Origin of the sequence: Paractinoplanes hotanensis, assembly GCF_023717965.1 — a bacterium.
GTDB classification, from domain to species: domain Bacteria; phylum Actinomycetota; class Actinomycetes; order Mycobacteriales; family Micromonosporaceae; genus Actinoplanes; species Actinoplanes polyasparticus.
This window is the reverse complement of record NZ_JAMQOL010000059.1, coordinates 19,442-42,560: the sequence shown is the minus strand read 5'-3', so window position 1 is coordinate 42,560 and position 23,119 is coordinate 19,442. Positions and strand designations below refer to the sequence as shown.

At 69.2% G+C, this 23,119-nt stretch carries 17 protein-coding genes; 7 read left to right on the top strand and 10 right to left on the bottom strand.

Features of this window, described 5'->3' with window-relative positions; genetic code table 11:
• Window positions 1-18: 18 nt before the first annotated feature.
• Both LXN57_RS38295 and LXN57_RS38290 read left to right on the top strand, forming a co-directional pair.
• Window positions 19-696 carry an NADPH-dependent F420 reductase gene (locus tag LXN57_RS38295; protein WP_251803116.1) on the top strand — a complete coding sequence of 226 codons (678 nt, stop codon included), beginning with the start codon at window positions 19-21 and terminating at the stop codon, window positions 694-696.
• The gene (locus tag LXN57_RS38290; protein WP_251803115.1) at window positions 693-1,637 is read left to right on the top strand and encodes a quinone oxidoreductase family protein; all 945 of its coding nucleotides are present in this window, start codon (window positions 693-695) and stop codon (window positions 1,635-1,637) included. Before LXN57_RS38295 ends, LXN57_RS38290 begins: the two co-directional genes overlap by 4 nt.
• Before the next feature lie 494 nt (window positions 1,638-2,131).
• On the opposite strand, the gene LXN57_RS38285 is transcribed toward LXN57_RS38290, so the two are convergent.
• The 7 genes from LXN57_RS38285 to LXN57_RS38260 all read right to left on the bottom strand — a co-directional run bounded on the left by LXN57_RS38285 (window position 2,132) and on the right by LXN57_RS38260 (window position 12,157).
• Window positions 2,132-7,843 carry an NACHT domain-containing protein gene (locus LXN57_RS38285; protein ID WP_251803114.1) on the bottom strand — a complete coding sequence of 1,904 codons (5,712 nt, stop codon included), beginning with the start codon at window positions 7,841-7,843 and terminating at the stop codon, window positions 2,132-2,134.
• A 166-nt stretch (window positions 7,844-8,009) separates the two neighbouring features.
• A complete protein-coding gene (locus LXN57_RS38280) occupies window positions 8,010-8,705 on the bottom strand; it encodes a transposase family protein (RefSeq protein ID WP_251803113.1) in 696 nt (231 codons plus the stop codon).
• Between the two features lie 404 nt (window positions 8,706-9,109).
• Complete coding sequence (locus LXN57_RS38275) at window positions 9,110-9,331, bottom strand: hypothetical protein (RefSeq protein WP_251803112.1); 222 nt, start codon at window positions 9,329-9,331, stop codon at window positions 9,110-9,112.
• A gap of 79 nt (window positions 9,332-9,410) precedes the next feature.
• Window positions 9,411-10,025: a DoxX family membrane protein gene (locus LXN57_RS38270; RefSeq protein WP_251803111.1), complete on the bottom strand. Its 615-nt coding sequence runs from the start codon at window positions 10,023-10,025 to the stop codon at window positions 9,411-9,413.
• A 109-nt stretch (window positions 10,026-10,134) separates the two neighbouring features.
• Window positions 10,135-10,626 (bottom strand): ANTAR domain-containing protein, encoded by a 492-nt coding sequence (locus LXN57_RS48425; RefSeq protein ID WP_369077298.1) that lies wholly within the window; start codon window positions 10,624-10,626, stop codon window positions 10,135-10,137.
• Entirely contained in the window at window positions 10,572-10,814 is a 243-nt protein-coding gene (locus LXN57_RS38265; protein WP_251803110.1) for a hypothetical protein, read from the bottom strand. Before LXN57_RS38265 ends, LXN57_RS48425 begins: the two co-directional genes overlap by 55 nt.
• A gap of 683 nt (window positions 10,815-11,497) precedes the next feature.
• The gene (locus LXN57_RS38260) at window positions 11,498-12,157 is read right to left on the bottom strand and encodes a TetR/AcrR family transcriptional regulator (RefSeq protein WP_251803109.1); all 660 of its coding nucleotides are present in this window, start codon (window positions 12,155-12,157) and stop codon (window positions 11,498-11,500) included.
• Window positions 12,158-12,380: 223 nt separating this feature from the next.
• On the opposite strand from LXN57_RS38260, the gene LXN57_RS38255 reads away from it, so the two are divergent.
• Entirely contained in the window at window positions 12,381-15,161 is a 2,781-nt protein-coding gene (locus LXN57_RS38255) for a TIM barrel protein (RefSeq protein WP_251803108.1), read from the top strand.
• A 121-nt stretch (window positions 15,162-15,282) separates the two neighbouring features.
• Here LXN57_RS38255 and LXN57_RS38250 read toward each other — a convergent pair whose 3' ends face one another.
• Together LXN57_RS38250 and LXN57_RS38245 are read right to left on the bottom strand one after the other, a co-directional pair.
• Complete coding sequence (locus LXN57_RS38250) at window positions 15,283-16,095, bottom strand: citryl-CoA lyase (RefSeq protein ID WP_251803107.1); 813 nt, start codon at window positions 16,093-16,095, stop codon at window positions 15,283-15,285.
• Window positions 16,092-17,270: a CaiB/BaiF CoA transferase family protein gene (locus LXN57_RS38245; protein WP_251803106.1), complete on the bottom strand. Its 1,179-nt coding sequence runs from the start codon at window positions 17,268-17,270 to the stop codon at window positions 16,092-16,094. The genes LXN57_RS38250 and LXN57_RS38245 overlap by 4 nt, the downstream gene beginning before the upstream one ends.
• Window positions 17,271-17,463: 193 nt before the next feature.
• Here LXN57_RS38245 and LXN57_RS38240 point away from each other — a divergent pair, with 193 nt between their 5' ends.
• The 4 genes from LXN57_RS38240 to LXN57_RS38225 are packed head-to-tail and all read left to right on the top strand — an operon-like array spanning window position 17,464 to window position 22,257.
• Window positions 17,464-18,954, top strand: coding sequence for an aldehyde dehydrogenase family protein (locus LXN57_RS38240; protein WP_251803105.1), 1,491 nt, complete (start codon window positions 17,464-17,466; stop codon window positions 18,952-18,954).
• A complete protein-coding gene (locus LXN57_RS38235) occupies window positions 18,951-20,708 on the top strand; it encodes a thiamine pyrophosphate-binding protein (RefSeq protein ID WP_251803104.1) in 1,758 nt (585 codons plus the stop codon). Before LXN57_RS38240 ends, LXN57_RS38235 begins: the two co-directional genes overlap by 4 nt.
• Before the next feature lie 50 nt (window positions 20,709-20,758).
• Window positions 20,759-21,217, top strand: a complete 459-nt coding sequence (locus tag LXN57_RS38230) for a type II 3-dehydroquinate dehydratase (RefSeq protein WP_251803103.1) — start codon at window positions 20,759-20,761, stop codon at window positions 21,215-21,217.
• Window positions 21,208-22,257, top strand: coding sequence for a Gfo/Idh/MocA family protein (locus tag LXN57_RS38225; protein ID WP_251803102.1), 1,050 nt, complete (start codon window positions 21,208-21,210; stop codon window positions 22,255-22,257). The genes LXN57_RS38230 and LXN57_RS38225 overlap by 10 nt, the downstream gene beginning before the upstream one ends.
• 14 nt (window positions 22,258-22,271) lie before the next feature.
• Here the strand turns inward: LXN57_RS38225 and LXN57_RS38220 are convergent, their stop codons facing one another.
• Window positions 22,272-23,081, bottom strand: a complete 810-nt coding sequence (locus tag LXN57_RS38220) for an IclR family transcriptional regulator (protein WP_251803101.1) — start codon at window positions 23,079-23,081, stop codon at window positions 22,272-22,274.
• Between the last annotated feature and the right edge of the window lie 38 nt (window positions 23,082-23,119).

Below are 23,119 nucleotides of genomic sequence, written 5' to 3'. Positions count from 1 at the left end.
GCGGCTTAGATTCGGATCATGACAACGATTGGCTTCATCGGCAGCGGACGGATCGGCGGCGCGCTCGCGCAGCTGGCCCTCGCTGCCGGGCACGACATCGTGCTGAGCAACAGCCGCGGACCGCAGAGCCTGCGGGAGATGGCGGCCCGGCTGGGCTCCCAGGCCCGCGCGGCGACCACCACCGAGGCTGCGGCCGCCGGTGACCTGGTGGTGGTGACCATCCCCATCCGCGCATACCGGCAGGTGCCGGTCGAAGCGCTGCGCGGCCGGGTCCTCATCGACACCCTCAACTACGACTCGGCACGCCAGGGCGCTGTCCCCGAGATCGAGGCCGGTGACATCCCGCCGCACCTGCTGTTGCAGGCACACCTGAAAGACGCGTACGTGGTCAAGGCGTTCAGCACCGTGTTCTTCCGGCACCTGCCGCAACTCGCGCGGCCGGTCGGGGCGGCCGACCGCAGTGCCGTGCCCATCGCGGGCGACTCCGCAGCGGCCAAGGCGGCGGTGGCCACCCTGATCGACTCGTTCGGCTTCGACGCCTACGACGTGGGACCGCTCGCCGAGAGCCGCCGGTTCGCGCCGGGCACGCCCGCGCAACTGGCCTATCTCGATCCGGACGGCATGTTCGCCGCCCCCGGCCGCCCCGCCTCCGCCGTCGATCTGGCCGCGCTCCTTCAGAAGGCGGACCGGTCATGAAAGCAGCGGTCGTCACTGCATACGGCGCAGCCCCCCGATACCTGGAGTTCCCCGACCCGAAGCCGGTCGGCGAGCACGAGATCGTCGTCGAGGTGCTGGCTGCCGGCCTACATCCTCGGGTCCGCATGCAGGCCAGCGGGTCGCACTACACCAGTGCCGGCTCCGGCCTGCCGCTGGTGCCGGGCATCGACGGCGTCGGCCGTGACGCCGACGGCCGGCTCTGGTACTTCATGTCGCTGAACGGCAAGTACGGCTCGATGGCCGAACGCGCGGTCATCGACACACGGCACAGCGTCGTCCTGCCCGCCCACATTGACCCGTTGACCATCGCTGCGACGCTGAACTGCGTGATCGCCTCCTGGCTGGCACTCACCCAGCGGATCACGATGCGGTCCGGACAGAATGTGCTGGTCCTTGGCGCTACCGGCGCCACCGGGCGCATGGCGGTGCAGGTAGCCCGCCGCCTTGGCGCCGATCAGGTGGTTGCCGTGGGCCGGGACCCCGAACGGCTCGCCGCGCTCCCCGGCGCTACCGCGACCGCCCTAACCGGTGACGCAGAGATGATCGCTCGCATCGGCGCCGAGATCGACATCGTGCTGGACTTCCTCTGGGCAGAACCAGCAGCCGAGACGATGGCCGTGATGGTCGTCAACCGGGCCGACCCGACACGCCCGCTTACCTGGGTGAACCTCGGCGAGATGGCCGGATCACGAGCGACGCTGCCCGCTGGCGCGCTGCGCTCGACAAGGCTCCAAGTCCTTGGCAGTGGTCAGGGATCGCTGACTGGCACCACCATGACTGCCGAGATCCCCGCCGTTGCCGCCGCCATCGTCGACGGCGCCTATGCCGTGGAGCCCGACCCCGTCCCGCTGCACGATGTCGAGCATGCGTGGTCGCTCCCAGCCGACAGCAGCAAGCGCATCGTCATCCATCGCCTCTGACCGGACATCGACGAGCGACGGGTGGTGCGCGGATTCCGCTCAGATTGATGGCCGCTCTCGTGACACCACCCGTCCAAGCCACATGCAAGAGGCCCCGTCGAGAGAGGACGGAATTCGATATCGGCTCCGTGACACAGAATCCCGTCTTCTCTGTCACAGAGCCGATGATCTGGAAACTACGGGCGGCCCTAAAACCTGCCGCTGTGCCGCATGCGCCACGCGGGCTACGGCTCGGATGCCTCAGAGCCCGTCCGGAATCTGTGCCTGCTGTGGATAGCTGTCGGTGGGCGCGCGGCGTGGTGTGCTGACAACAGGTAGGGCCTTGAGGTACGAGCACTGGTAACCACACCAAACACGCTCGACCCCAAGGCCCTATATGACGTTCTACCTTGTCGCCGGCACCAGCGCATCCACCACCCCCGCCACTGGTCCTCGCTCGGCCTTCGGTCGAGGCTGACGAGAACCCGGGCGGCCACGCCCGCCGTCGAGCCGGGTCAGTCGACCCGCTCGATGAGTAGCTGCGCCAACCGGCTGGCGGCATCCCAGTCGCCGGCGTCGGCCCGCTTCCGCAGCTCCTGGACGCGCCCGAGCCGCGCCAGTTGGTCGGCAAGCCTCCAGCCGGCCCCCGAGGCGTCGGCATCGGCGAGCGCTCGCAGCTCATCGATGTCACCGCGCTCGGCGAGATGGGTCGCCACCCGGGCGCTGGCGCCGACGCGACCCGCGGCGGCCAGTGCCCGCAGAACCTCCAGTGCATCCCCGATGCGACCCTGGCCGGCGAGTGAGTCTGCCACCCTCTCGGCTGCCTTATTAAGGGACATCTCGGCAAGCCCGTCGCCGGCCCTGGTCCGCAGAATCGTGACGATATCGTGTATCCGGTCCTCCCGGGCCAGTGTTGCCACCAGCAGTTCGGCGGCATACGAGTCGCCGGAATCGCTGAGTCCCCGCAACTCGTCGGTACGGCCAAGGCGAGCGAGCAGGGCCGCAAGTTGCCGCCTGGCGTACCAGTCACTGGCAGCGGCCAGGACAGCCAAGTCGTCGATCCGATCCTGCTCACTTAGCAGATCCACCAACTCGTTCCTGGCCTCGCGGAAGCTCGGGGGCGCCGGTGACGAGACCCGCACGCCGTCATCGGCGACCAGGTCGAGCGGCCTAAACTCGAGACCCCACGACGCCGAGTCCCCGATGGTCGGGGCTCCATCCCAGAGGAGGTCGCGCCGGTGCGGCTCGGTGTTCGATCGCCGGTTCTTGGCCCATACCAGCAGAAGTTCGATGGCCCGATCGGTGTCGCCCCGCCGGTGGAGCACGGTGATGAGTTGCTCGGCGGCGTAGGGATCACTCGCGTCGGCACGCGTTCGCAGTTCGTCAACGTGGCCGAGTCGGGCGAGCAGACCGGCCAGGCGGGCACGCGCGTACTCGTTGTCGGTCTCCGCTAGTGTCCGTAGGTCGTCAACCCGTTCGTGGAGGGCGAGCAGATCAGCCAGGCGCCTCATCGCACTCCGCCGCACGCCGACATTGACGGATTCGACATCCACGCCCGAGCCGTGGGCGTCCGCGCCATCCAGCAGAGTTCGCAGGATCTCGATGGCCTCATCGGCGCCGCCGTGGCCGTCCAAGGTAGCGAGGAGTTGTTCGGCGGCGGGCCAGTCGCCGGTCACGGCGCGGGCCCGCAGTTCGTCGACCCGGCCGAGCCGGGTGAGGAGGGCGGCTAGCCGTGTGCGTGCATAAGGATCGCCGGCATCCGCAGCGGCCCGCAGCACGTCTACCCGGCCCCCTTCGGCCAGCAGGTCGATCAGACACCGCTCCCAGTCACGTACGTCTCCGCCACCGAGGTACAGCCCTTCGCCGCCGAACTCGACATTCGAGTCTTCCTCCAGACCCTCCAAGCCCGACTCGGCAGCCGAGCCCTCTGGGTCAGACTCGACATCCACAACAGGTTCGACGTCCGCATACTCCAAGTTGAGCACCTGCAGGACAACCTCGATGGCCTCGTCGAGACGGCCCTGTCGCGCGAGCAGGTCGACCAGTCGCCGGGATGCCGAGCGGTCCTCGACGTTGGTGAACGCTTGGAGGACGTCGATAGCCTCGTCAACCCGCTCCCGGTTGGCGAGCAAGTAAGCCAATGAACGGGCCGCTTCGCTCCGGGCGTCGGCATTACTGGTGCTCCGCACCACCCGGATCGCCTCGTCAAGTCGATCCTGTTCGGCGTAGCGCGCAACCAGCCCGCAGAGCGCCGACAGATTGCCGGTCTCGGCCCATTCACGCAATGCCTGCTCATCATCGTTCGCGACGAGCAGATCAACCAGGAGCCGCTCGGCCCACCAGTCGTCGGCGTCAGCGCGCCTGCGCAACTCGTCGATCCGGCCGTGCCTGGCGAGGAACTCGGCCAAACAGAGGGATGCGTGCCAGCCACCAGCGTCAGCCCGCTGCTCTAGCTCCCGGACGCGACCACGCCCGGCTAGCAGCTCGGCCAGTTCCTTGTCCGCGTCGTCGTTTCCATCGTCGGCGTAGGGGCGCAACACCTCGATCGCGGCCTGGACCGCCTTTAGGCTGGCGAGTTGGTGGGCCGCTTCGAAGTCGTACCTGTCCGCCAGCGCCTGCAGGATTCTGGCGGCGTCGCTGATGTGCCCTTGCTCGGCGAGCAGGCGCGCCAACCGCTTCGGTAGGTCGCCGTTGCCATTGCTGTCACCGATCGTGACGTCGATATCAACCTGTGTCCACAGGAACTCGATCGCCTCGTCGCCGCGGCCGCGCTTGACGAGCAGGTCGACCAGAGGTTCGACTGCCTGCCGGTCGCCGACGTCGGCTCGGGCCCGCAACTCGTCGAGCTCCCCCCGGCCGGTCAGCAGCGCCACCAGCCGCTCGCCGGCCGCCTGGTCACCGTCGTCTGCGCGAGCGCGTAGCTCGTCAACGTGTCCCTGCTTCATGAGCAGCTCCGCGAGCCGCTCGCCGGCCGCCTGGTCACCGGTATCTGCGCGAGCCCGCAGCTCTATAACACGTCCCTGCCTGGCGAGCAGGTCGGCGAGGCGACCGCTAGCGCTCTTGTCTCCCGTCCGGGCTCGTGCGCGCAGAGACGCGATCTCGTCGTGGACCAGATGGAGGTCGGCAGTCAGTTCTTCAAGCTGACGCGCGGCACCCGGGCCGCCGGATTCGACACTGGCGCGCAGCACTTCGACCGCCGCGTTGACCACGGCCGGATCGGCGATCAGATCGATCAACTCTGCTTCGGCGCCGAACCGGCCAGCTTTGGCACCCGCGCGCAGCGTCTCGATGGCCTCGACAACCCGGCCCCGCGCGATCAGCATGGGGGTCAGCCGTTCGGACGCCCGCCAGCCACCTGCCTCGGCCAGCACCCGCAACTCCTCGACACGACCGCGTTCGGCTAGAAAATCGGCAACCTTCGTTGCATAGAAAGAGCTCGGAAACCGTTCATCATCGACCGCTACCCGCAGCAGGTCGGCGATGGCGTCCCAACGCTCCTGTTCGGCAAGCAATTCGATCAAGTCTAAGACGACAGAGGAGTCACCGCGGTCCACCCGCACCCGAAGCATGGTGATCGCATCCTCGACGCGCCCCTGCTCGCGTAGCAATCGCACCAAGCGCCAGGTGGCAAAATGGTCCCCGCCATCGGCTCGCGCCCGCAGCTCTTCAACCCGGCCCCGCGAGGCGAGCAGACCCGCCAACTCCAGCGCCGCACTGTTGTTGCCCCGGTCGGCCAGGTCGGTCAGCTCCTGCTCATGACCATGTGCGGCGAGCACCTCGGCGAGCCCTCGCTCGACCCCCTCGTCCCGCTGACCGGAACCAATGCGAGATGAAGCCACATCGGTCCTGGACAGCAGTTCCATAACCTCGGCGACCTGACCGTTTTCGGCCGCATGCAGCGCCACGCGCCACACCGCTGCCCCGACTCCCCGGTCGGCTAGCACCCTCAGCTCGCCGACCTGTCCGCGGGTCGCCAGCAGATCGATCAACTGTCCCTGATCGATCCAGCTGCTACTTGCGTCACGCACGCGCAGCAACTCGATCGCCTCGTCTACCGCACCCTGCTCCACAAGAAGTTCGACCAGTTTCTCGGCGGAATACCTGTTGCCCCGCACGGCGTCCTCGCGCAGGCGCTCCTTTCGGAGACGGTTAGCTAGGTGGTCCTGCAACAGCGCGTGACGGAACTGGTAGACGGAACCGGCTTGGCGGAGGACGCCGTTTCGGTGCGCGTCGTCGAGGAACGCGCCCAGCCGCCATGGCAACCAGTGATCCCAGGCCAGCCGCGCATGAGCCAACCGGAACTGGATCCACGTCCAGCCCCCGGCAGCCAGGCCCGCCGTCGTGGCGTAGACGGCCGCCGCGGCAACCGCCGTCGACCCAATCGGCGTGGACCCGACCAGCCATGCCAGCACGGCAAACACGGCGGCGGCGGTAATGCTGTGCTGCACGACGGCGTTGGCGACCCTGCGCCGGTTGATCAGAAACGATGCGGCTGGATCGTTGCGTGGCAGCCGCCGACGTGGCCGCCAGGTGGGCAGGCTCATCGCAAGCAGACCGCACAGGATCCCGGCCGGAAGCGTCGTACGCAGGTCCGCGACAAGCAGGCCGGTGAGCAGCCCGCCTCCGATCCCATACCCGAGGCGCAGCCGCCAGGTGGCGGGGCGCCGCACACGCCGCGCCTGTTGTAGCCGCCGCGCGAACGAGGGGTAACCCTCGGGCCACATTGCCTGGTAGACGTCGCAGACGGCCAGTACGCCGATGATGAAGCCCGTTGCGGCGGCTCTGGCCCCGGGCCACCAGCCCTGCGTGGCACCCACGATGCCGCCCCAGATCGCGGCGACGCCGAGGACCGCGGCGACCAGAGGAATGATCAGCGCACGTATCCGATGTCGCGCCAGCAACGCGGGATCGATCTGCCACCACCGCAGGTCACGGAGCCCGGTCTGGTTCAGGTGATGAGCGAGGCAGGCCAGCCACCGTTCCGCCCGCTCGAGCTTGTACGCACTGCCTGGGCGGATCCCGTACGGGTGCGGGTCGGGCGGCAGAGAGTAGACGCTCGTGAGGAACGCCTGCATAAGGTGATTCTCGACAGCACGCCGCGTCGGGAGGTCGAGCAGCTCGGCGGGTGAGGTGGACGGCTCCGTATACGCCACCCGCGTCAGTGCCACCAGCAGCGGAGTGGACAGGGCAGCTGCCAGGTGCCCTTTGGGGCGCTCCCGCATCCGGCGGAAGACCTGCTGCCAACGCGGGCTCCCCAGCTCCGGGTAGGACAGAAACGTGATCGCCGCTTCCACCCCAACTGGATCAATCTCGATGACTGCGGCCCGGGAGAGGATCGTCTGCTGGCGACGTACCGCGCGGTCGTACTCGCGACCCCGGCAAGTGACGACGAACGGCCGCTCCTCAGCGCCGAATCGATCAAGAGCGTCGAGAGCCTCGCCATGCCTCTCGCTCGGCAGCTCATCGAGGCCATCGAGGATCGGCAACAGCCGCCGCTGCCCGAGCAGCCGCCAGGCAAGCGTCGCGGGCTCGCCGTGCTCGGCCAGGACGGCGGCGAAGTCCTCTACCAGGCGACGAACGATGAACTCACCGATGGGCTCGCCGGTGTCCCACGAACTGATGGAAAGGAGTACCGGAACCGGTTCGCCCGGTTCCGGGCGACGCAGAAGCCCTAGTGTCAGCAGCATCGCGAGGATCGTCTTGCCCGCACCGGGGTCACCAAGTACCAGCAGTTGTCGGTGGGGCAGGGCGCGGAACGCGGCTACGATCTGACCAACATCACCCTCCAGCGGCAACTCCCGCCAGCCAGGGCTCTCCGATTCGTCCAGGACCACGTTGCGGCTTGCCGCCGGCCTACCGGTGGACGACCAACGCACCATGACGGGGGCGGGCGGCCCGACCTGGCGGATTACCGCCTCACGCGACCACGCCTGCTCGATCGCGGATCCGAACTCGGCTAGACAGCGCTCCGCAACCTCACCCGATCTGTCAGGAGCGGAGTAGTCCCGACGCCGCCCCGCCTTGTCGAACGCCACGAGTGCCGTTCCCACCGCGCCGACCACCAGCGCGAGGATGTTGGCCCACCCCACCCAGCGGTTGAACTCGTCCGTGGTCCGGGCATGCATGGCGGATACGACCACCCACGAGCCGACAACCAGCAGGGCGGCCCCGATAAGGGTCCAGCCCAACCGTGACACCCACGCCCGCCGTCCGTACACGATATCCATAATCGCCCTCAGCGACCGGGCCGGCACCGCCACGTCGGTCAGAACTGAGAACCCCGGCCGGACAGTCGGGCGACGATCCGGTCCGCTGACGCCCTGCCGGACCCGTCCGCGCACTGGCACGCCGTGCCGCGAGGCGGCGGCGCACAAATGTCAATCGGACGGCCCTCTACCAGGGGCTGGTGCCCCCTGAAGAACAGGTACTCGACGTGCCCGCCATGTACGGTGCCATAACCCCGTACATGGCCGTGAGCTGGCACTTTGAAGATCGCGTCAGGCTGCCCGATGGTATTCGTTGATCACGCCGCCGAGGCGTTGCCGGCGTCGTACCGGGGCGTCCATCGCGATGACGACGGCCGGGTCGTGGTTTGGTGGCAACTGCTGCCGGCCTTGATGCGGTCGGTGGTCGTTGAAGTGGTCCACGTGCTCGCTGACCACCGTGAGGGCGTGTCGTTTCGTTGTAGATCAGTAGCCGGTCGGTGCACTCCTGGCGCAGGCTGCGGCCCCAGCGTTCGATGTTGCAGTTCGCCCGCGGCGTGCGTGGCGGGATCTTAACCACGGTGATGCCCTCGGAGGTGAAGACCTCGTCGAATGCGGCGCTGTACTTGCCGTCCCGGTCGCGGATCAGGAACCGGAACCGGCCGGCACGGTCGCAGAGGTCCATGACGAGGTTGCGGGCCTGCTGCACGACCCAGGCGTGATCCGGGTTGGTGGTGACCCCGAGTAGATGGACGCGGCGGGTGGCCACCTCCATCACCACCAGCACGTACGAGCGTCGCAGCAGGATCGTGTCGACGTGGAAGAAATCGATCGCCAGCAGGCCGTGCGCTTGGGCACGCAGGAAGGTTCGCCAACTGGTGTCCACGGTTCGCGGTGCCGGGCCGGGCCGCCGGGCGAGGATGCGGCGGATTGTGCCCGCGCCGACATGATGGCCCAGCCGTAGCAACTCGCCCTGGACGCGCCGATGCTCCCATCGGAGGATTCTCCCGGGCGAGGCGTCGTACCAGGTCGCGGATCTCGTCGCTGACCGGTGGCCGGCCGGCCTTACGTGGGTGAGTCCAGTGGCGGCGCAGTAGCCGCCGGTGCCAGCCGAGCAGCGTGGCCGGGGCGACCAGCCGGTGGGCTCGGACAGCAGGGGGTAGCAGGCGGGCCAGGGCCGACAGAATGGCCCGGTCCGGCCAGGACAACCGGGGCCGACCGTTCAACTGCCGCCGCAGTACCGCGACCTCGTGACGAAGCACGAGAACCTCCGCGACCACCGCGGTCTTGCTACGAACCAGCAATCCGAGAGCACTGACCAGCCGGATCATCGTCAAGTACACCAGCCGAACCAACATACTGATGATCCTCGACACAAACCGGGAAATCACAGCTCACAGCATGTGCGACGAGTTCTGGCACGGTACAGGTCATCCGGTTGAGGATGCGAGCCGGCCGGTTCGGCCGGCCATGCTGGTGCATCCATTGCGCGAAATGATCGCGGATCGCCATCAGCAGGTCTCCCTATCGGCGCCGGACTGCTGCCCGTGGCGTGCGCCTCCGGAGCCCGGAAACGCACGCGCGCTCGGGTCTACGTGAGCCAGGTGTTGCGTCGCACAAGCGGGGTAGCCGCCCACCGGCGGCCGAAGCCCCACGTGGTTCCGGCGCCCAGCAGGGCCAGCAGGACCAGGACGGCGGCGTAGACGAGGTGGTCGTCCATGAACGGGTTGGTTTCCGGCGGCAGCACGGCGGTCCACATCAGGACCGTCAGTAGCGCACCTGATGCGGCGGCGATGCGCATGCCGATGCCCAGAAGCAGGGCCACGCCGATGCCGAGCAGTGCGGTCATGAACAGCACGTCGACGACGACGTTGCCGGCGATGGAGTGGTAGATGCCCGAGAACGGACCGGTGGCGGCCTTGCCGAGGAACCCGGCGGTGGGGCTGCCGCCGTCCAGCCATGCGTTGGCGGCGGGGGTGCTGCGGCCGAGGCCGAACAGTTTGTCGAGGAACGCCCACAGGAACACCCAGCCCAGCGCGAGCCGGATGCCGGCGAGCAGGTACCGCGTCGCGGTGGCCGTCCTGCCGTTGACCGAGAACGCGGTGTCCGGTGCGGCAGCGGTGCCGACGTGGTGGCTCGGACTCTGTTCTCGCCGTTCCGTGGTGGTGACGGGGGAGGCTTCGTGATCGTTGGCGATGTTGACCATCGCACTCACATTCCTTCAAGTGTTCGTGACACATGTTCCGCGGCGCGTCCAGCGCACCAACGGATGATTCGGAGAGCGGTGCCACCTACTCAGGGCGGCCGCCGTACTCCTATCCGGACTCCGGGGCCGGTCGAGGACGTGTCAAGCACGGCGAGATCCACGAATGGTGGGAGATGTCGGCGGCGACGGCGGGCTCTACGGCCACCGGGGTCCCGAGCGACAGTCTGACCGTACGCGCATTTCGCCGAGCCCGCTGACGTCGCCCTGCCAGATGCTGTGAGCAGGCGTGGGGTTGAGGTGTCGCCCTGGACCCCGCATCCAGCCGAAGCAAGCCCTCCCTCGTCCTGCACGGCCGGGTCCGCCTGGGCGCCGGCGAAACGTCCTGGGAGGGTGCAAACGGAGACCTGCTGATAGTGCCGGACCGTCGGCACACGCTGGAGGCGCTCGAAGACGCCGCAGTGCTGCTCACCGTCTCGAAGAGCCCGGCACCGATCTTGCCGGGACCAGTCTCGAACAACCACCGGAAGGCAGACCGGAAGGCCTGTTCTACATCGACCTGCAGCCGCTCGGCCAGCAGACCTTTCGCCTGCTCGACCAGCACCCTGCTGTTGAGTGCAGCCTGGAGTTGTTCGTCAACACGTCGCGGGTGTGGATGGCGCGTTGCTGCAGCAGGCCGACGGTCGCGATGTCTGCCAGCGCCTGCCCGACGCGTAGCTTCTCCTGACCGTAGGTTGCCGGCTCGGCCTCGAACAGGTTCAGGGCACCGATGACCTCGGAACGCAGTCTCATCGGCAACGCGTGTACCGCTGCGAAGCCCAGCTCGGACGCTCGACATCAATGTGTTCGTGGCGGCTGACACGTATTTTTGCACGTACGCGCGTACGGTTTGCACCAGGACTCCGGCTGATCTTCGTGGCCGACTCGTACTTAACGGCTCTTTAGTCTTCGATCTGCATCGATATGGGTCATGGTTGAGCAGGGCGTTTCATGGTCTGAGTGATCGAATTTCGACCTGACGGGTCTCCTTGTCGGTGATGCCGAATGTCGATGCGCGACTGATTCCTACATGGACGTTCACGACACCTCGATGACACGAACGCGCGTACGGTGATCTTCGCTGGGTTTGCCGGTCAGGTCCGGGCCGGTAAATCCATGATCGTGGTTGGTGGCGCGGCGCGAAAGTTGGCTGCGGTTGTCTCAGGTTGTCCGCGGTGGTCCCGGGCAAACCGTCTGGTACGACGATCTCAGCATCACCGTGCCGCCGCCGGTCGCCGCCGAACCCGTCGCGCGCCGCACGGCGTACCGGAAATGCTGGTCGCCGGCCACGAGGTGCGGTCAGCCCTCGGCTAGTGATGGTGTCGTGTGCCGACGAGTTGTCCGGGAGCTCGACAATACGGGCGGGCCCTGCGGGCAGGGCGACGCCGAGGACGAGGCGGCGCTGATCGCCTACGAACGCGCGCTGGTCCGACCCGTCATCGGCCGGCGGTCAGGTACTCCAGCACGAGGTCACTGATCATGGTCCGGTAGTGGTCCCTTCGGGCGGGGTCGAGCATGTCCCGTTTGAAGATCGCGTTGAAGGTGTACCGGTTGGCGGTCCGGAAGACGCAGAACGCGCTGATCATCATGTGTACGTCGATCGGGTCGACGTCGTCACGGAACCGGCCGGCCGTACGACCGCGCTCGAGGATTCGGGTCAGCGCGTCCAGCGCCGGATTGGCCAGGCCCGCCAGGATCTCGGACCGGGCAATGTGCCGGGCGTAGTGAATGTTCTCGATGCTCACCAGCCGGATGAAGTCCGGGTGCGACTCGTGATGGTCGAACGTGAGGGCGGCGAGCCGCCGGATCGCTTCGGCCGGGTCGAGGTGCTCCACGTCGACCTGCTGTTCGAGGGCGCGAATCCCGGTATACGCCTGCTCGAGCGCCGAGATGTAGAGACCTTCTTTGCCGCCGAAATAGTAGTAGATCATCCGCTTGGTGGTGCGGGTCTTCGCCGCGATCTCGTCGACGCGGGCGCCGGCGAAGCCCTTGTCGGCGAATTCGCGGGTCGCGACGGCGAGGATCTCGGATCGGGTCCGTTCAGCGTCTCGTGCGGCGGGGGCCGCAGCTGGCGAGTCCGGCGTCTGCGTGGCCACATGGCCCTCCTTCGATCGAAGATTCACCTTAGTCACGGGTTCGGGGCCCTTCCTCCTCCGCCACGCGACGCGTATAACTAACGAACTAACTAGTACATACATTGTGGCCGGCGGCAACGCCTGTGGTTCGGAACCGTCGGCGGCGCACCCTGTGTCGTCCCATCGGCGCATCGCTGAGCCCGTCCTCGACGCCGGGCGAAGCCATCGAGGAAGGCAGTGCACCATGCTCATCGCCGATCATGATGCTGCTCGAAGCGCGGCCGTCGCACCGCGCGCCGAACCACGCCTGACGATCGCCACCGCCTGCCTGTCCGGGACCCTGGAGGACAAGCTCGCGGCCGCCGCGGCAGCCGGCTTCCATGGGATCGAGATATTCGAGAGCGACCTCATCGCGTCGGCATGGTCACCGGCGAGAGTCCGGCAGGAGTGCGCCCGTCGTGGCCTGACCATCGACCTCTACCAGCCCTTCCGCGACTTCGAGGCGGTCGCCCCCGACGCCTTCCGGGCCAACCTGCGCCGTGCGGACCACAAGCTCAGCGTGCTGGAACAACTGGGCGCCGTCACGATGCTGGTCGCGTCGTCGGAGTCGGCCGACGCCGTCGACGACGACGATCTGGCCGCCGACCACCTGCGGGAGCTGGCCGAGAGGGCCGCGGTCCGCGGGCTGCGCATCGCGTACGAGCCGCTGGCCTGGGGCCGCTTCGTGAACACGTACGCTCACGCGTGGCGGATCGTGCGGCGCGCCGACCACCCCGCCCTCGGCCTGTGCCTGGACAGCTTTCACGTGCTGTCCCGAGGCGACGACCCGGCCGGAATCCGGGTGGTGCCCGGCTCGAAGGTGTTCCACCTGCAACTGGCCGACGCGCCCCGGTTGAAGATGGACACGGTGGAGTGGAGCCGGCACCATCGGCTCTTTCCCGGCCTCGGCTCGTTCGACCTGGCCGGGTTCCTGAGCCAGGTCCTGGCCACCGGCTACGACGGGCCGCTCTCGCTCGAGGTGTTCAACGACGTCTACCGGCAAGCCGATCCCCGGCACGCCGCCATCGACGGTATGCGGTCGCTGCTCGCCCTGCAGGAGTCGGTCAGCGTCGGCGGCCCACCCGTCGCGCGGCGCCGGCTGCGATCACCCGGCCTGACCCCCGCGCCGCGTCTCGGCGGCCACATGTTCACCGAACTCGCCGTCGACGAGGTGTCCGGCCCGGTCATCGCCCGGACCCTGACCGCTCTGGGCTTCGCCCGGACGGGGGCGCACCGCTCCAAGCCGGTGCAATTGTGGCAGCAGGGCGCCGCCCGGATCCTGCTCAACTTCGCGTCGCAGCGGACGGTCGCGCCCGGCACGGCAGCCATCTGCGCCCTCGGGCTGGAGAGCAGCGATCCCGCGGGTTCGGCCGAGCGTGCGGATCGGCTGCTCGCTCCGGTGCTGCCTCGCGTGCGTCAACCGGAGGAGGCCGACCTCAGTTCGGTGGCCGCTCCCGACGGGACTGCGGTCTTCTTCTGCCGTGCGGGCGCGGACGGCAACGGCTGGCTGGCCGACTTCGAGGCGACCGACGCCGAGACGTGCACCGGGGGCCTGGTGACCGCGACAGACCACATCGCTCTCACCGAGCCGGTGGACGACTTCGATCAGGTCACCCTCTTCTACCGCACGGTTCTGGGCCTGCAGTCGGGCCAGACGATCGAGCTCACCGCACCCTTCGGTCTGCTGCGCAGCCGGTCTGCCACCGACGCCGGGCACACCGTCCGGATCACGCTCAACACGGCGCCGCTGCGCCGCGGTTCCTGGGCACCGGCCGTGCCGAGCCCTCAGCACATCGCGTTCGCCAGCGACGACGTGATCTCCGCGGCCAGGGCCATGCGCGAGCTCGGCGCGCCGGTGCTGCGCATCCCGCACAACTACTACGACGACCTCGACGCCCGCCTGGCCCCGGAGCCGGAGCTGCTCGCGACCCTGCGCGAGCACTCGATTCTCTACGACTGCGACGAGGGTGGCGAGTACCTGCACTTCTACACCGAGATGCTGGGCTCGCGGCTGTTCTTCGAGGTGGTGCAACGCATCGGTGACTACGCCGGCTATGGCGCCGCGAGCAGCGCTCCGGTGCGGATGGCCGCACACCGGCAACGTCGCCTGCGGCGACTCCGGGAGACACCACAGCAGTCGTACGGTCGTGAGCACGACTATTCCCTGGCCCACCTGACGGCGCTGAGCCTGTCCCCACCGGAACTGGTCGAGGCTGCCGCGGACGCCGGATACCGGTATGTGGGCCTGCGCCTGACCCGGGTGACACCGGTCGAGCCGCACTATCCGCTGGCCACCGATCCCGCGCTGATGCGCACGACGAAGGTGCGCCTGGCGGCCACCGGGGTCGAGGTCCTCGACATCGAGTTGGCCAGGATCGGTCCCGACGAGGATCCGCGGGATTTTCAGCGTTTCCTGGAGGCCGGCGCGGAACTCGGTGCGCGCCACGTCATCGTCCAGCTGCCCGATCCGGACCGCAACCGCAAGATCGACCGGTACGCGCAGTTGTGCCAGATGGCCCGCCCGCTCGGCCTGACCATGGATCTGGAGTTCCCCTCGTGGACCGAGACACCGGATCTCACCGAGGCGACCCGGGTTCTGCGATCGGCGGATCAGCCGAACGCCGGCATTCTGATCGACCTGCTGCACTTCGCCCGCTCCGGCTCCAGTGTGGCCGATCTGCGTGAGTTGCCGGCCGAGTGGTTCCACTTCGCCCACGTCTGCGACGCGCCGCCTGGGGTGCCACCCACCCGGGAGGAACTCATCCACACCGCGCGGTTCGAACGGCTCTACCCGGGCGAGGGCGGCATCGACGTCGACGCGATCCTGGCAGCCCTGCCGTCCGGTATCCCGTACGCCCTGGAGATTCCCCGTGCGCAGCTGGTGGCGCAAATCGGGGCGAAGGAGCATGCCCGCCTGGCGGTCGCGGCGGCGCGCCGCCGCCTCGACGGCGTGCCGGCGAACCGGAAACCGGCCGACGCGGCATAGCCGCACCAGCCGGTGTCAACGCCAGAGGGGAGAGCGTCCAATGGCCGATGCGATGCCGTGGGCCGCGGGCGGCGGTGGAAGCGTCGCGGTGGCCGGCCGTCTCGACGGCACCGCACCCCTGTCAGGTGTCCTGCGTGAAGGTCGGCAGGATCCACGGCGGCATCGGGCCCTTGTTGCGGCGGCCCTGGCCAGTCTCCTCCCAGGCGTGGGCGAGGATGCCGACACTGCGGCTCAGGACGAACAGTCCCCGGGCCAGCGGCGGCGGGAAGCCCAGCTCGGCGTAGACGACGGCGGTGCAGCCGTCGATGTTGATCGGCACGGGCCGGCTGCGGCCCTCGGCGAGGACGTGCTCGATGGCGTGGGCCGCGCGCAGGTAGGAACCGTCGACTACGCCACCGGCGACGGCGTGTTCCACCTGAGCGAGCAGCGGGTCGCGGCGGGGGTCGACGGAGTGGAAGCGGTGCCCGAAGCCGGGCAGGTATTTCGAGCGGATCCGCCACGAGTCCACGGTCGTCTCGGCGGCGACGACGAGGTCGGCGCCATCCTGGTGCAGGCGCCGGACGTCGTCCAGCAGGGCCATGCACTGTTCGCCGGCGCCGCCGTGCACGTCGCCCAGCAGGTTGACGCCGGTCGCCACGGCGTTGTTGAGGCCGATTCCGCAGGTCGCCGCCATCCGGGCCACCGCGATGGACGGCGCGTGCGGGCCGTGGTCCACCGAGGAGACCAGGGCCGCCTCGAGCAGTCGCTCCTGACCCGGCGTGGCGGTCTCGCCGCGCAGCATGAGCCAGATGATCCCGGCGAAGCTGATCGAGCCGATCAGGTCCTGGACGGGGTGACCGCGCAGTTCGATGCGGTTGGGTTCGATGCGCGAGACGCTCGTCGCCCACCAGTCGGACACGTCTCGGACGGTCGGCTCGGGCCGGTCCTGGCTCATGGTGCGGTCACCTCGTCCGTGATGGTCTTGAACTCGTCGTTGTGCTCACCGAGCAGTGGCGGCGGTGCCTGGGGGTGCAGGGCCTCGCCGTTGACGAGCACCCCGCTGCCGGTGACCCGCAGCGTCCGGTCCGGGTCGCCAGGGAACTCCAGGTCGGTGAAGAAGCCGCGGGCCTTCAGCTGGTCGAGTTCCATCGCCTGCGGGACGGTCAGGATGCGGGCCGCCGGCACGCCGGCCGCCGAGAGCGTGCGCTCCCACTCGATGGCCGGGCGTTCGCGCAGCGCTGTGTTGATCGCATCGCTGAGCGCGGACCGGTGGTGTTTACGCGCCTCGCGGTCGGCGAATCGCTCGTCGGTGAGCAGTTCGGGGCGCTCGATGAGTCGGCAGAGAGTCTCGAACTGCTCCTGCCGATTGGCGGCGATGTTGAGCGGCCCGTCCGCGGCGTGGAAGGTGCCCGAGGGCGCGGCGGTGGCGTTCTGGTCGCCCATCGGTTCCGGGGGGATGCCGCTGACCAGGAAGTTCGACGCGGCCCATCCCATCGCGGACAGGGAGGTCTCCAGCATGGAGACGTCGAGGCACACACCTTTGCCGGTTCTGGCCCGCCCGGCCAGCGAGGCGGCGATCGTCATGGCGGCGACGAGGCCACCGATGGTGTCGGAGACCGGGAACCCGACCCGTAGCGGCGCGGTCTCCGGTGTGCCGGTGACGCTCATCATGCCGGACAGGCCCTGGATGATCTGGTCGTACGCGGGCGCTTGGCGCATCGGCCCGGTCTGCCCGAACCCGGAGATCGCGCAGTACACCAGGCGCGGGTTGATCCGGTGCAGCACCTCCCAGCCGTACCCGATCCGGCTCAGGACACCGGCCCGGAAGTTCTCCAGCAGGACGTCGGTGCCGGTGAGCAGGGCCTCGAAGGTCGCCCGGTCGGCGGTGTCCTTGAGGTCGAGTTCGACGGACTTCTTTCCCGCGTTCTGCGCGAGGAAGGACGCGCCGATCGCCGCCCGGTTCAACCCGGGTTCCGGACCCAGCTTGCGGGCCAGATCCCCGTCACCGGGCCTCTCGATCTTGACGACCTCTGCGCCGAGAAGCATCAGGTGGTAGCTGCAGTACGGGCCGGCCAGGACATTCGTCAGGTCCAGAACCCGGACGCCGTGCAACGGTCGGTCGTCATCCATGAGACGTGCCCCTCGGTCGTCATCGGGCGAGAAGCCCGGCATGGCGGTCAGGCGGCGGAGCAGTGCGGCTTTCACTTCCCCGAAACAAACCGCGGAGCCAGCCATTGCCAGGGGTCTCCGCGGCCCGTACGTTACACCTAGTCCACAGGGTGGTCCATATGGACTGCTAAGCGGTTCGCTCGGAGGAGTGCCGATGATTGACAACCCTGGCCGTGCCGTCCCGGAGGACGCGCCGACCACGGTCGGATGCCTGATCGCCGGCGAGTGGGTGAGCGACGGACAGCGGGCGGACCGCGTCGGTCCCTGGACCCGCGCCGTCGTCAGCACCACCCGGCAGGCCACCGATCACGACGTCGAGGCCGCTCTTCGGTACGCACGTCGTGGTGCCAAGGCGGTCGCCCGGATGTCGCCCGCCGCCCGCGCCGGTGTGCTGGAACGGGCCGCCGCCGAGGCGCTGGCCAGGCGCGACGACATCGCCACGCTGCTCGCCCGGGAACTCGGCAAACCCGTCAAGGACGGCCGCGGTGAGATCGACCGGGTGGCCGACACCTTCGCCGTCTCCGCCGCCGAAGCCCGCCGCATCGGCGGGGAGGTCCTGCCGGTGGCGGGCTGGGCCCGCGGCGTGGGCAACACCGCGCTGACCCACCGCGCCCCGGTCGGTGTCGCCCTCGCGATCACCCCGTTCAACGCGCCGGCCAACCTGCTCGCACACAAGCTCGCCGCCTCGTTCGCCGCCGGCAACACCACGATCGTGAAACCGCCGCCGCAGGCCCCCGCGTCGTCCGCGGCGGTGGTACGGCTGCTGCTCGACGCCGGGATGCCACCCGAGGCGGTCCAGGTGCTGCACGGCGGCGGACCGGTCGGCGCGGCCCTGAGCGCCGCGCCTGAAGTCGGGGTCATCAGCTTCACCGGCAGCCCGGAGACGGGCGCCGCGGTGGCTCGGTCGGCCGGCGCCAAACGCCTGGTCATGGAACTCGGCGGTAACGCCGCGACCATCGTCTGCGAGGACGCCGACATCGCCGCGGCCGCCCGGATCTGCGCGGCCACCGGCTACAGCAACTCCGGGCAGAGCTGCATCTCGGTGCAGCGGGTCTATGTGCACCGCAGCCGGTACGACGAATTCCTCGCGGCGTTCACCCTCGCGGTCGAGAAGCTCACCGTCGGCGACCCTCTCGATGCGGCCACCGACATCGGCTCGATGGTCGACAACGACGCGGCCGAACGCGTCGTCTCGTGGGCGCACGAGGCGGCGGCCGCTGGCGCGACCATCACCACCGGCGGCCGCCGGAACGGAGCGACGGTGATCCCGACAGTCGTCGCGTCCCCGCCGCCGGATGCCCGCCTCATCCGCGAGGAGGTGTTCGGCGCCGCCGTGGCCGTCCAGCCGTTCGACGACTTCGACGACGTGCTGGCGACCTGCAACGACAGCCGCTACGGCCTGCAGGCCGGACTGTTCACCCACGACGTGCGGCGCATCGTCACCGCGTGGCGCGAGCTCGAGGTCGGCGGACTCATCGTGAACGGGTCCTCGAACTACCGGCTCGATCACATCCCGTTCGGCGGGGTCAAGGACTCCGGCTTCGGCCGCGAAGCACCGCGCTGGATGATCGACGACTACACGGTCGTCAAGACCTTGATGATGCGCGGCATCTCCCTCTTCGGCGACCAGGAGGACGCCCGATGACCATCGGATCGGACGAGAAGACCGTGACCGCCGCCGAAGCGCTGGTCACCCAGCTTGAGTCGTACGGCGTGGAACACATCTTCGGCACCTGCGGGCACACCAATATCGCCCTGCTCGACGCGATCGGGCGCAGCAGCATCCGGTTCGTCATCGCCCGCCACGAGCAGGCCGCCGCGCACGCCGCCGACGGCTACGCCCGGGCCACCGGCCGCACCGGCGTCGTGCTGATGCACGTCGGCCCCGGCCTGACCAACGGCGTCACCGGGGTGCTCACCGCCGCGCTCGACTCGGTGCCCCTGGTCGCGATCGCCGGTGACATCCCGTCCTACTACCACGGCCGGCACCCGCACCAGGAGATGAACCTGCACGCCGACGCCGACCAGACCGCCGTCTACCGGCCGTTCGTCAAACGCGCCTGGCAGGTGCACCAGGTCGCCGACCTGGGCCGGTTCACCGAACGCGCCTTCTGGACCGCGGCGTCCGGACGCCCGGGCGCGGTGCTGCTCAGCGTGCCGATGGACCACTTCTCCCGGCCCGTCCCCGCCGAGACTGCCGGTGCCTACCCGCTCGCCGTCGCGCAGCGCCCGGGCCTGCCCGCCGATGTCGCGGACCGCATCGCCGACATGCTGCTCGCCGCCGGCAAACCTCTCGTCTACCTCGGCGGAGGACTGCGTCGCGGGCCCGGCCTGGACGCGCTGCGCTCGTTGATCGAGCATCTCGACATCCCGGTCGTGCACTCGCTGATGGCGAAGGGGACCCTGCCCGACAGCCACCCGTTGCTGCTCGGCATGCCGGGCTTCTGGGGCCTGGAGATCACCAACGAGTACACCCGTGAGGCCGACGTCGTCCTCGCCCTGGCCACCCGCTTCGCCGAGACCGACGCCAGCTCCTGGGACTCCCGCTACACCTGGCAGTTCCCGCCCGCCAAGCTGATCCAGATCGACCTCGACCCGGCCGAGATCGGCCGCAACTACCCGGTCGCCGTCGGCGCGGTCGCCGACGTCACTCACGCCGTGCAGGCGATCGACACGGCCGTGCGCGCCCGCCATCCGCAACCCCGGCACCGCGACGGGCTGCGGGAGACCATCACCGCGACGCGGCGCACCCTGTTCACCGACAGCCGCGAACGCGGCACCAGCGACAACTTCCCGCTGCGTCCGGAACGCATCCTCACCGACCTGCGCGCGATACTGCCCGCCGACGCGGTCTTGGTCACCGACGTCGGCTGGAACAAGAACGGCGTCGCCCAGTGCTACGAACTGCCGGAGGAAGGGCGGTTCATCACGCCGGGTGGCGCCTCGACGATGGGCTTCGGCCCGGCCGCGGCGGTCGGTGTCCAGATCGCCCAGCCTGGCCGCACCGTGGTCGCGCTGATCGGTGACGGCGGCATGAGCGCTCAGCTCCCGGCCCTGCCGATGGCCGTTGAACAGGGCGCCCCGGTCATTTTCGTCGTGATGAACAACCGGTCCCACGGCACCATCAGCGACCTGCAGGCCGCCAACTTCGGACAGAGCTACGGCTGCGACTTCACCGGACCGGACGGCACACCGTACAGCCCGGACTTCGCCGCTCTCGGCCGCGCCTGCGGCGCCGACGGCTACGCCCTGACCAGTGCCGGCGACCTTGGCGACGCGTTGCGTGCCGCCCTGGCCGCTCGCCGGCCGGCGGTCATCGACGTGCCGATGGTCAACGAACCGGTGCCGACTCCGGGGCACTGGAACATCAAGGACATCTACCAGGGCATCTTCGAGTGACCCCCCGAGGTGCCGGCGCCGGCCGCCGGCACCAGAAGGCGAGGCCGTCAGTGGCGGAGCGGTTGTTCATCCTCAACGGTCCCAATCTCAACATGCTCGGCCGGCGCGAACCGCACCTGTACGGCCGGGTGACGTTGCCCGCCATCGAGAAGAGATGCGGGGCGATCGCCGAGGAACTCGACTTCGACCTGTTCTTCGCTCAGTCCAACGTCGAAGGACAGCTCATCGACTGGGTTCACCAGGCATACGACCAGGCGGCGCCGGTCATCATCAACCCGGCGGGCCTGTCCACCCGCTCCGTCGCACTCTATGACGCGCTGCGGATGCTCGACCGCCCGATCGTCGAGGTGCACCTGACCAACGTATTCGGCCGGGAACCGGTCTACCGCGACCTGCTGACCGCGGCCACCGCGTGGGGATTCCTGGCGGGCTTCGGCGCAGAGGTCTACGAGATGGCGATGCGCGGCCTCGCCGCCCACCTGTCGGGAGGCGGTGAGGCGTGCGGATAGGCATCGTCGGTTGCGGCCGGATCGCCCGCAACCACGTGCACGCCCTGCGCGGTGTCGAGGGCGTCCACGTGGCCGCGGTGGCCGACATCGACTCGGGGCGGGCCCGGGCGTTCGCCGCGGAACACGGCATCGATCGGTCCTTCGGCGATCTGGAGCAGATGCTTGCCGCCGGCCTCGACGCGGTCACCATCTGCACCCCGCACGCGGAACACGAGGCCGGGGTGCTCGCCGCCGCCCGCCACGGCACCCACGTGCTCTGCGAGAAACCCATGGCCCTGCGGGTCGAACAGGGCGAGCGGATGATCGCCGCCACCGCGGCCGCCGGGGTGCGGTTCGGGGTCCTCTTCCAGCGCCGGTTCTGGCCGGCGGCGGCGCGCATCCGCGCGGCGATCGACGACGGGCGCATGGGCCTGCCGATCTGCGGTGCCGTTGTCGCCCGCCTCAACCGGGGAGCGGACTACTACCGGGCCGAGCCGTGGCGCGGTCGCCGGGCGACGGAGGGCGGCGGGGTTTTGATGACCCAGGTGATCCACCACATCGACCTGCTCCAGTGGTTCATGGGCCCCGCCAGGCGGGTGACCGGCCGGGGCGCGACCCTCGCTCACCAGGCCGTCATCGAGGTCGAGGACACCGCCGCCGCGCTCATCGAGTTCGCTTCCGGTGCCGTCGCCACGGTGCAGGCCGGCACCACCTTCCAGCCCGGTCTCGGCGTGCAGGTGTGGGTCAGCGACGCCCGGGGCCGTACGGCGAGCGTGATGGAGTTTCCCGAGGGCGTCGGCTTCACCGATGTGCGGACCCTGCCCGGTGAGGAGGCGTTCGCCACCGGGTACGCCACCGGTCGCCGGTTCGATCTCGCCTTGGCCGAGATCCACGACCACCTCGCGCCGTACCACGCCCAGCAGGTCGCCGACTTCGTCGCGGCGCTGCGGGAGGACCGTGAGCCGGCCGTCACGGGTCGCGACGCGCTGCGATCACTGGCGATCGTCGAGGCGGTCTACGAGTCGTCGCGCACCGGCTCGGCCGTGGAACTGCGATGGTGACAGCGGGGGAGCGGTCACCTTCCGCTGCCGAAGGGGCGATCGAAACCCCGGTCGGCCATCTGCGAAGCGATCTGCCGCAGGTCGGCGGCGAACGCGGTGACCTGCTCGGAGGTGAAGCGGACGGTCGGCCCACTGAGCGCCAGCGCTGCGACGACACTGCCGGACTGCCCGAGAATCGGAACGGCCACGGCCGACAGGCCGGCCTCGCGCTCGCCGTGACTCTCGCCGTACCCCTTGGCGGCCGTCTCGTCGATCCACTCGCGCATCGTCACCGCGTGCTGCGGGCCGTGCGGCGACTGCTTGGCGATCCGCTCCAGAAGCCCGTCGGAAGCGTCACGCAACAGCACTTTCGAGGAGGCGCCCGCCCACATCGGCAGCTCGTCGCCGACCTGGACGACATGCCGCAGCGGTTGCGGGCTCTCCTGCTGCGCGACGCACACCCGGTAGATGTCGCGGACCACATACATGTTCACGGTCTCGCGGCGGCGCGCGGCGAGCTCGCGCATCTCGCGTTGGGTCTCGGGCGGCAGCTCCCAGCTGCGCCGGGCGAGGTGCGCCCACCGCCAGAGTCCGGGTCCCGCCATGTATCCGCTGCCGGTGGCCCAGAGCAGGCCACTCTGCTCCAGAGTCGACACCAGCCGCAGCACGGTGGTCTTGGCCAGGCCGGTCTCCTCCACGATGGTGCGGACGGAGACGGTAGGCCGGTCATCGGTCAGCAGGCCGAGGATGCCCAGCGCGCGCTGGACGCTTCGGACGCCCTGCTGGTCGGCGGACTCCGCCGCGGACGGCTTGGCCGCGGAATTGCGGGTGAGGGGCGCGTCCACGGTTCTGCACTCTCCTTGTGTCGCCGGAATGGTCCGCT

What these genes read in the sequence shown, in the direction of transcription:
- LXN57_RS38295 (WP_251803116.1), top strand. Translation starts at nt 19, where the DNA reads ATGACAACGATTGGCTTCATCGGCAGCGGACGGATCGGCGGCGCGCTC.
- LXN57_RS38290 (WP_251803115.1), top strand. Translation starts at nt 693, where the DNA reads ATGAAAGCAGCGGTCGTCACTGCATACGGCGCAGCCCCCCGATACCTG.
- LXN57_RS38285 (WP_251803114.1), bottom strand. Translation starts at nt 7,843, where the DNA reads ATGGATATCGTGTACGGACGGCGGGCGTGGGTGTCACGGTTGGGCTGG.
- LXN57_RS38275 (WP_251803112.1), bottom strand. Translation starts at nt 9,331, where the DNA reads ATGGCGATCCGCGATCATTTCGCGCAATGGATGCACCAGCATGGCCGG.
- LXN57_RS38270 (WP_251803111.1), bottom strand. Translation starts at nt 10,025, where the DNA reads ATGGTCAACATCGCCAACGATCACGAAGCCTCCCCCGTCACCACCACG.
- LXN57_RS38265 (WP_251803110.1), bottom strand. Translation starts at nt 10,814, where the DNA reads ATGAGACTGCGTTCCGAGGTCATCGGTGCCCTGAACCTGTTCGAGGCC.
- LXN57_RS38255 (WP_251803108.1), top strand. Translation starts at nt 12,381, where the DNA reads ATGCTCATCGCCGATCATGATGCTGCTCGAAGCGCGGCCGTCGCACCG.
- LXN57_RS38250 (WP_251803107.1), bottom strand. Translation starts at nt 16,095, where the DNA reads ATGAGCCAGGACCGGCCCGAGCCGACCGTCCGAGACGTGTCCGACTGG.
- LXN57_RS38245 (WP_251803106.1), bottom strand. Translation starts at nt 17,270, where the DNA reads ATGGATGACGACCGACCGTTGCACGGCGTCCGGGTTCTGGACCTGACG.
- LXN57_RS38240 (WP_251803105.1), top strand. Translation starts at nt 17,464, where the DNA reads ATGATTGACAACCCTGGCCGTGCCGTCCCGGAGGACGCGCCGACCACG.
- LXN57_RS38235 (WP_251803104.1), top strand. Translation starts at nt 18,951, where the DNA reads ATGACCATCGGATCGGACGAGAAGACCGTGACCGCCGCCGAAGCGCTG.